At 61.2% G+C, this 7,697-nt stretch carries 2 protein-coding genes and 3 rRNA genes; all 5 read right to left on the reverse strand.

What is annotated here, in order from left to right:
• Position 1: 1 nt before the first annotated feature.
• Complete coding sequence (locus ACKUUJ_RS08710) at positions 2 to 1,618, reverse strand: NAD(P)H-hydrate dehydratase (RefSeq protein WP_118081959.1); 1,617 nt, start codon at positions 1,616 to 1,618, stop codon at positions 2 to 4.
• Positions 1,619 to 2,158, reverse strand: coding sequence for a holo-ACP synthase (gene acpS, locus ACKUUJ_RS08715; protein WP_409065312.1), 540 nt, complete (start codon positions 2,156 to 2,158; stop codon positions 1,619 to 1,621). It lies immediately after the preceding gene.
• A gap of 172 nt (positions 2,159 to 2,330) precedes the next feature.
• Positions 2,331 to 2,446: ribosomal RNA gene (gene rrf / locus ACKUUJ_RS08720) — 5S ribosomal RNA — on the reverse strand.
• A gap of 144 nt (positions 2,447 to 2,590) precedes the next feature.
• Positions 2,591 to 5,566, reverse strand: a 23S ribosomal RNA gene (locus ACKUUJ_RS08725).
• A 398-nt stretch (positions 5,567 to 5,964) separates the two neighbouring features.
• Positions 5,965 to 7,470: ribosomal RNA gene (locus ACKUUJ_RS08730) — 16S ribosomal RNA — on the reverse strand.
• The 16S, 23S and 5S rRNA genes sit together here, the layout of an rRNA operon.
• Positions 7,471 to 7,697: the final 227 nt, after the last annotated feature.

The following is a 7,697-nucleotide window of genomic DNA, read 5'->3' on the forward strand; positions in this document are numbered from 1 at the left end:
ATTAGTCATCCGACCCTTCGTCCGTGATTCCCAGATCATCGAGCGCATCCTTTGCCGCCAACTCCATGGCGGGACCGATCAAGTCGATAAGATCGGTCGCGATAACGCTCTTCTCGCCAAACTCCGTCGCCGCGGCAAAACCGGCATAGCTATGAAGCGCGACGGCATACGAGTACAGCAGCTCCCAGCGGTCCATCTCATCGCGCATGGTGGCTAGCGTGCCGGCCAGAATACCCGCAAGGACGTCACCCGAGCCAGCGGTCGCCAACGACGCCGGGCCAGAGAGCGGCAGCAGCACGCGCTCAACACCGCAAATGGCCGTCGTCGGGCCCTTGGCGATAACAACGAGGTTATCGGAACCGGCGGCCCAGACAACCTTTTGCGCGGCGGCAATCGCGGTTCCAAGGTCATTGACCTCATCACCGGCGACGAGACGCGAAAGCTCACGATAATGCGGCGTCATAACGAGCGGCTGCTCACGACGATACATCTCGGGATTACTGTCGATGCCATCGATTGCAATCTTGGCAAGGCAGTTGAGAGCATCGGCATCCAAGATAAGCGGTACGTCGAGCTCAAGCAGACCCGAAACCACCTGCATGGCACCGGCAGATGTCGTCATGCCGGGACCACACAGCACGCAGCTATATTTCTTGGCAATCTCACATACCGTCATGCGCGCAGCGGCACCAAAAGAACCGCGGGAATCAGATGGAATAGCAAAGACCGGAATCGAGGGGAGCGCCATGCGGATAAGGTTGGCACACGCATCCGGAGTCGCGACTGCCACATAGCCGGCGCCTGCGCGGGCAGCGGACTTGGCAGCCATAATGGCCGCACCAGGATACTGCGCCGATCCGGCAACAATGAGCACCGAGCCGCGCGAGTACTTATCGATATTCGTAGGCAGCGGAGCAAAATAGTCCACAAGGTCACCGGGTTCCACGATCTCGGCAGCATGGTCGACATCGTCAATAACCTCATCAAGGCGGTCATACAGACCGCCGCAGACCAGATCGCCTGCATATTCGGGACCGTCAGCGCTGTATAAGCCGATCTTGGGAGCAATCATCGTCACCGTACGCTCGGCACGAATGCAGTCGTCATCCACCACACCCGTCTCGGCATTCAGGCCCGAAGGAACATCGATGGAGACAACGCAATCGGCATTTTCATTGACCGTGGGGATCCAGATTGAAAACGGCGCACGAAGATCACCATGAAAACCGGTACCAAAAATGGCATCGACTACAACATCAGCCTTATCAATCAGCACCTCCAGCTCATCACGAGAGGGGCCGACACACACATGCACGTCGCGACCAGCAGTACGACGGGCGACATGACGAGCGAGAGCGGCAGGGATCTCATCCGGCTCAACCGGAGAGACGATATCTACATCAACGCCCTTATGCGTCAGAATGTCAGCGGCAACCCAGCCATCTCCGCCATTGTTGCCAAAACCGACCAATACAAGAACGCGATCGGGGTTGAGCTTTAAAATCTCGTTGGCAGCAAATTCGCCCGCCAACTCCATGAGTTCGGCCTTCGAGGTACCCTCACGCTCGATAATATCTTCGAGGCGAACGACTTCCTCGGTACTCAAAACCGGTTTCATCTATGCTCCTAGCGCATCTTGCGGATCATCATCCAGATGTTCCGACAAAGCAGATTGTTGCAGCTGTTCGAGCTCGTCTAAGACAGAACGAGCCTCTTTAAATGTCTGAGCAACGCGCTCCTTCGTGCTCACCTTTTCTTCCTTGGGTTTAGGTCGAGCATCCTCGGTGATCGCAATGGCATTAGCAACAGCCAAGTCACCCGTCAGAGTAATAGAAAGAGCAACCTCGACAACGCCCAATTCCTGGGCGATTTCAAGAGCGCGACCCGAAAGCAGCGCTTTTGGCTTGCCGAGCTTATCGCGCGTTACGGAAACGTCTTTACGGCCAACGCCCTGGCTAAAACCCGTACCAAGCGCCTTAAGTACCGCCTCGCGAGAAGCAAAACGACTGGCATAATGCGCGGCAGGACGAGACGAGGCATCGCAATACGAACGCTCTTCATCGGTAAACACGCGCCGAGCAAACGCGGGCGTCTTCTCAAGGATTGAATTCATTCGGGAAATCTCGACGATATCAACGCCGATTCCGGCTTCGGCCATAATCACCTCCATGCTGCACAGACTATGACATTGTAGCCCGTTCGCAGAAGATGCAACAAACGAGGGTCAAAAACACAGCGACAGTGGAGTGATGGCCCTATAAGCGCAAAAAAGGGGGAGGCCGCGAGGCCTCCCCCTTCTCAATCTCGATGGCGGCTCGGTGCCGTCCACCGGTCAGCGGCGCCCTGGCCTCCCACGGGCTGACCCCGCAGTACTCTCGGCGCGATGGGGCTTAGCTTCCGGGTTCGGAACGGGACCGGGCGTGCCCCCCATGCTCTGGCCGCTGACCGGTGGGCGGCGCCCACCGTTCTCGGTGTCCGGTATCGCGTACACGTGCCCTGGGGGCCGCATGGCGCATAGGAAAGATGACTCGGGGGCATCCTCGTGCCCGGACCGCGCATGAGCGCTTGTCCCGCGGGCCGCGAGGTGCGGTTCCGGAAGAGCTCGGGCGATTAGTGCGGCTCGGCTGAGGACGTCGCCGTCCTTGCACCTGCCGTCTATCGACCAGGTAGTCTACCTGGGCCCTTACCGGAAGGAGAACTAATCCCTGGAACGGCTTCCCGCTTAGATGCCTTCAGCGGTTATCCGCGCCGCACGCGGCTACCCGGCCGTGCCGTTGGTCGACAACCGGTTCACCGGAGGTGCGTCCACCCCGGTCCTCTCGTACTGGGGGCAGCCTCCATCGATTCTCCTGCGCCCACGGAGGATAGGGACCGAACTGTCTCACGACGTTCTGAACCCAGCTCGCGTACCGCTTTAAACGGCGAACAGCCGTACCCTTGGGACCTGCTCCAGCCCCAGGATGCGATGAGCCGACATCGAGGTGCCAAACCTTGCCGTCGATGTGGACTCTTGGGCAAGATCAGCCTGTTATCCCCGGAGTACCTTTTATCCGTTGAGCGACGGCCCACCCACTCGGGGCCGCCGGATCACTAGAGCCTGCTTTCGCACCTGCTCGGCTTGTGGGCCTCGCAGTCAAGCCCGCTTGTACTCTTGCATTCAAAAGGACGGTTGCCGACCGTCCCGAGCGGACCTTCGCGCGCCTCCGTTACCCTTTAGGAGGCGACCGCCCCAGTCAAACTGCCCGCCTGGCACGGTCCCCGAGCCGGTTGACGGCCTCGGGTTAGGACGCCGGTCGCGCGAGGGCAGTATTCCAAGGGCGGCTCCCCGGGGGCTGGCGCCTCCGGATCTTCGCCTCCTGCCTATCCTCTACACGCGGGACCAGCGGCCAATGCCAAGCTGCAGTGAAGGTTCACGGGGTCTTTCCGTCCTTCCGCGGGTAAGTCGCATCTTCACGACCAGTGCAATTTCACCGGGTCCATGGTCGAGACAGCGCCCAAGTCGTTGCGCCTTTCGTGCAGGTCGGAACTTACCCGACAAGGAATTTCGCTACCTTAGGACCGTTATAGTTACGGCCGCCGTTTACCGGGGCTTGGCTTCGGGGCCTCGCCTTGCGGCTAACCCCTCCGCGTGACCTTCCGGCACCGGGCAGGCGTCAGACCCTATACGTCGCCTTGCGGCTTCTGCAGAGTCCTGTGTTTTTGGTAAACAGTCGCTTGGGCCTCTCCACTGCGGCCCGCCTCCGCTCCCGGAGCAAGTCCGTTCACGTACGCGCGGGCACCCCTTCTCCCGAAGTTACGGGGCCATTGTGCCGAGTTCCTTGACCATGGTTGACCCGATCGCCTCGGTATGTTCTACCCACCCACCTGTGTCGGTTTGCGGTACGGGCGCGCACGCGCCTGCCTAGGGGTTTTTCTAGGGACCTCGGGCTCACTCGCTTCGCTCAGTCGCTTCGTCCGGAGCCTCGCCCTGTGTGCGGACCGGATTTCCCTGGTCCGCGGGCCGCGCTCCATCACGGGGACGTCCAGAACCCCGCCGAGCCACCCCCATCCGTCGCCCCGTCGGTCGTAGCGCCGCGTGCGCGGTGCAGGAATGTCTGCCTGCTGCGCGTCGGCTACGCCTCCCGGCCTCGCCTTAGCCCCCGACTGACCCTGGGAGGATTAGCCTTGCCCAGGAAACCTCGGGTTCACGGCGGACGAGTTACTCTCTCGTCTCTCGCTACTCATGCCAGCATTCTCACTCCCATGCGCTCCACCGTCGGTCGCCCTGACGGCTTCTCCGCCCATGGGAAGCTCCCCTACCGATTCTAATGAATTAAAATCCCGCCGCTTCGGTGTCCAGCTTAGCCCCGTGTATTGTCGGCGCATGTCCACTCGACCAGTGAGCTGTTACGCACTCTTTGAATGGATGGCTGCTTCTAAGCCAACATCCTGGTTGTCTGGGCGGACGCACATCCTTTGCCACTCGGCTGGAACTTGGGGACCTTAGCGGGCGGTCCGGGCTGTTTCCCTCTCGAGCACACAGCTTAGCCCACATGCTCTGACTGCCGCGCTCTGGGCCGCCGGCATTCGGAGTTCGGTTGGATTCGGTAGGCGGCGAAGCCCCCTCGTCCATCCGGTGCTCTACCTCCGGCGGTGAACGCGCGACGCTAGCCCTAAAGCTATTTCGGGGAGAACGAGATATCTCCGGGTTTGATTGGCCTTTCACCCCTATCCGCAGGTCATCGCCGCCGTTTTCAACCGACGTGCGTTCGGCCCTCCACGGGGTCTTACCCCCGCTTCAGCCTGCCCACGGATAGCTCACCCGGCTTCGCGTCCGCGGCGCGGGACTCAAGTCGCCCTGTTAAGGCTCGCTTTCGCTCCGGCTCCCTTTCGGTTAACCTCGCCCCGCGCCAGCGACTCGCTGGCTCATTCTACAAAAGGCACGCCGTCACACCATAAAGGTGCTCCGACTGCTCGTGGGCGCACGGTTTCAGGTACTGTTTCACTCCCCTCCCGGGGTGCTTTTCACCTTTCCCTCACGGTACTGGTGCGCTATCGGTCACAGGGTAGTACTCAGGCTTGGATGGTGGTCCACCCAGGTTCGGACCGGGTTTCACGTGCCCGGCCCTACTCAGGGACCGCGTCGCGCCGTCCGGTCTGGGTTCGCGTACGGGGCTGTCACCCGCTGCGGCCGGCCCTCCCATGCCGTTCCGCTCCCCAGCCGGACCTGCGCCCGGGGGCGGCAGCCCCCGGATGCGCGGCCCTGCAACCCCGTCGGCGGAACCCCTGCCGGGTATGCCCGCTCGACGGTTTGGCCATCGGTCCCCTTTCGCTCGCCGCTACTCGGGGAGTCTCGAGATTGATTTCCTCTCCTCCGGGTACTTAGATGTTTCAGTTCCCCGGGTTGTCCTCCCCACCCCTATGCGTTCGGGGTGGGGATATCCACACTGCTGTGGATGGGTTCGCCCATTCGGAGACCCCCGGGTCGAAGGATGTGTGCTCCTCGCCGGGGATTATCGCAGCTTGCCGCGTCCTTCATCGGCTCCCTGTGCCAAGGCATCCGCCGTGCGCCCGTGGTATCTTGCGGGACCGCTCTCGGGCCCGCGGGATATCCACGTGTCGCTAACTAATCTAATTAATCGATATCATGAATAGCGCTCGTATGTCGCAATTCGGGTATCTCATACCGCGGCACAGTGTATGTACTGTGCTCGCGATCAGATGCTCCTCACTCATATATAAGTGAATTCTTCTTGTTTGGATCGGATGAATGATTGCTATCATTCTCTGTTTAAATCGCAGAAAAGAATCGAGTCTGGAAGAAGATTCTTCCATCTCTCTCCTATCGCTATGCGGCTCTCAAGGTACGCGGGTGCGACCCCGGGGACCGGGTGCTGCGGGGACGTACCGGGAAGACATCTGCCGGACGGGCTCCTGCCCTCTATTCGAGTTAAGTTGATCTCTCTAGAAGATTTATCTCCCTAGAAAGGAGGTGATCCAGCCGCACCTTCCGGTACGGCTACCTTGTTACGACTTCACCCCCCTCACCCTCCACACCTTCGGCGCCTCCCCCCTCTCGGTTGGGCCGGCGACTTCGGGTGCAGACGACTCGGGTGGTGTGACGGGCGGTGTGTACAAGGCCCGGGAACGCATTCACCGCGGCATGCTGATCCGCGATTACTAGCAACTCCGACTTCATGGGGGCGGGTTGCAGCCCCCAATCCGAACTGGGGCCGGCTTTCCGGGATCCGCTCCCCCTCGCGGGGTGGCATCCCTCTGTACCGGCCATTGTAGCACGTGTGCAGCCCAGGGCATAAGGGGCATGATGACTTGACGTCGTCCCCGCCCTCCTCCGCCTTGACGGCGGCGGTCCCGCGTGGGTTCCCGGCATCACCCGATGGCAACACGCGGCGGGGGTTGCGCTCGTTGCGGGACTTAACCCAACATCTCACGACACGAGCTGACGACAGCCATGCACCACCTGTATGGGCTCCTCTCGGCCACGGGGTCTCCCCCGCTTCACCCATATGTCAAGCCCTGGTAAGGTTCTTCGCGTTGCTTCGAATTAAGCCACATGCTCCGCTGCTTGTGCGGGCCCCCGTCAATTCCTTTGAGTTTTAGCCTTGCGGCCGTACTCCCCAGGCGGGACGCTTAATGCGTTGGCTGCGGCACGGGGGGATCGTCCCCCCACACCTAGCGTCCATCGTTTACGGCTGGGACTACCAGGGTATCTAATCCTGTTCGCTCCCCCAGCTTTCGCGCCTCAGCGTCGGTCTCGGCCCAGAGGGCCGCCTTCGCCACCGGTGTTCCACCCGATATCTGCGCATTCCACCGCTACACCGGGTGTTCCACCCTCCCCTACCGGACCCAAGCCGCGGAGGTTCCGGGGGCTTCGGGGGGTTGAGCCCCCCGCTTCGACCCCCGGCCTGCCGGGCCGCCTACGCGCGCTTTACGCCCAATGAATCCGGATAACGCTCGCCCCCTACGTATTACCGCGGCTGCTGGCACGTAGTTAGCCGGGGCTTCTTCTGCAGGTACAGTCTTGACTCTTCCCTGCTGAAAGCGGTTTACGACCCGAAGGCCTCCGTCCCGCACGCGGCGTCGCTGCGTCAGGGTTCCCCCCATTGCGCAAGATTCCCCACTGCTGCCTCCCGTAGGAGTCTGGGCCGTGTCTCAGTCCCAATCTGGCCGGTCGGTCTCTCAACCCGGCTACCCGTTGTCGGCACGGTGGGCCGTCACCCCGCCGTCTACCTGATGGGCCGCGGAGCCATCCCCTCCCGTCGGGGCTTTAGCCGGGGTGCCATGCGGCACCCCGGGGTATCCGGTATTACCCGTCCTTTCGGGCGGCTATCCCGGGGGAGGGGGCAGGTTCTCCACGTGTTACTCAGCCGTTCGCCACTCGCTTCCACCCGAGGGTGGGTGCCGTTCGACTTGCATGTGTTAGGCGCGCCGCCAGCGTTCATCCTGAGCCAGGATCGAACTCTCCGTCCAAAATATTCTGGGCTTCGAGCCCGTCCGGTCCTCTCAGTTCATCGCTGATCGGTTCCGTTCGATTCATATGGTTCTAGTATAGGAAAAGGAATTTCTCGGGGCCGCCTCTCGGCGGCCTTGCGAAAAACAAATCCAAGTTAGACCATTTCAAATGGTTCGATGTCTGCCCGGATGCGACACTGAAGTAAGTGTCCATCCTCGCAGTATCCGGTTCTCAAGGTGCACGC

It is taken from the genome of Collinsella sp. wc0583, assembly GCF_046116915.1.
Lineage (GTDB): Bacteria > Actinomycetota > Coriobacteriia > Coriobacteriales > Coriobacteriaceae > Collinsella.

Bases quoted from the DNA above. Each gene is read 5' to 3' on its own strand.
- ACKUUJ_RS08710 (WP_118081959.1), bottom strand. From the start codon at position 1,618: ATGAAACCGGTTTTGAGTACCGAGGAAGTCGTTCGCCTCGAAGATATT.
- acpS (WP_409065312.1), bottom strand. From the start codon at position 2,158: ATGGCCGAAGCCGGAATCGGCGTTGATATCGTCGAGATTTCCCGAATG.